We start from the raw sequence: 1,058 nt of genomic DNA, 5'->3' as shown, positions 1-1,058 counted from the left end.
GAGACAGGTGGTGCATGGTTGTCGTCAGCTCGTGTCGTGAGATGTTGGGTTAAGTCCCGCAACGAGCGCAACCCTTACCTTCAGTAACCAGCACGTAATGGTGGGGACTCTGGAGGGACTGCCAGGGACAACCTGGAGGAAGGTGGGGATGACGTCAAATCATCATGCCCCTTATGACCAGGGCTACACACGTGCTACAATGGCGTAAACAAAGAGAGGCGAGGCTGTGAAGCGGAGCAAATCTCAAAAATAACGTCTCAGTTCGGATTGTAGTCTGCAACTCGACTACATGAAGCTGGAATCGCTAGTAATCGCGAATCAGAATGTCGCGGTGAATACGTTCCCGGGTCTTGTACACACCGCCCGTCACACCATGGGAGTTGGTAACGCCCGAAGTCAGTGACCCAACCTTTACGGAGGGAGCTGCCGAAGGCGGGACCGGTAACTGGGGTGAAGTCGTAACAAGGTAGCCGTATCGGAAGGTGCGGCTGGATCACCTCCTTTCTAAGGAAAAGAAGAAGTAAGGGCTGTTGTCTATTGTTGAGTTATCAAGCTGTCAAAAGCAGATGACTTGCTGCTGGTGGCGATGCGCCCGGGGGAAACACCCGTACCCATCCCGAACACGATGGTTAAGCCCCGGGAGGCCGATGGTACTGCACTGGAGACGGTGTGGGAGAGCAGGTGGCCGCCAGCATTAAAAAAGAAAAGAGAGTCCGGAAGGACGGGAGAAAGTGGCGGAAAGCCCTTTTGGAAACGGGCTTATAGCTCAGCCGGTTAGAGCGCACGCCTGATAAGCGTGAGGTCGGTGGTTCGAGTCCACTTAAGCCCATTGGCTAACGCCTTCGATCAAGGAGGAAAGGCCCACTTAAGCCCATCCGGGGGATTAGCTCAGTTGGGAGAGCGCCTGCCTTGCAAGCAGGAGGTCACGAGTTCGAATCTCGTATTCTCCATTGGATGAAAAGGAAACATCCTGCTCATCCGAATGTACCTTGAAAACCGCATATAAGAAATTGATGAAAATATCAAGACATCCGAGGCATCATCAGAGATGATGATGA

General features: G+C 52.9%; 2 tRNA genes and 2 rRNA genes. All 4 read left to right on the top strand.

Annotation, left to right across the window (positions count from 1 at the left end):
• Positions 1–504: ribosomal RNA gene (locus H7U36_RS15025) — 16S ribosomal RNA — on the top strand; the annotation flags it as partial.
• 72 nt (positions 505–576) lie between these two features.
• A 5S ribosomal RNA gene (rrf, locus tag H7U36_RS15020) occupies positions 577–694 on the top strand.
• A 61-nt stretch (positions 695–755) separates the two neighbouring features.
• Positions 756–829: transfer RNA gene (locus H7U36_RS15015), tRNA-Ile, on the top strand.
• 48 nt (positions 830–877) lie between these two features.
• Positions 878–950: transfer RNA gene (locus H7U36_RS15010), tRNA-Ala, on the top strand.
• Positions 951–1,058 lie beyond the last annotated feature (108 nt).

This window comes from Faecalicatena fissicatena (assembly GCF_016900595.1).
Taxonomy (GTDB): Bacteria; Bacillota; Clostridia; order Lachnospirales; family Lachnospiraceae; genus Claveliimonas; species Claveliimonas intestinigallinarum.
Note: the sequence above shows the minus strand (reverse complement) of the source record. Positions and strands in the feature narration are given on the sequence as shown.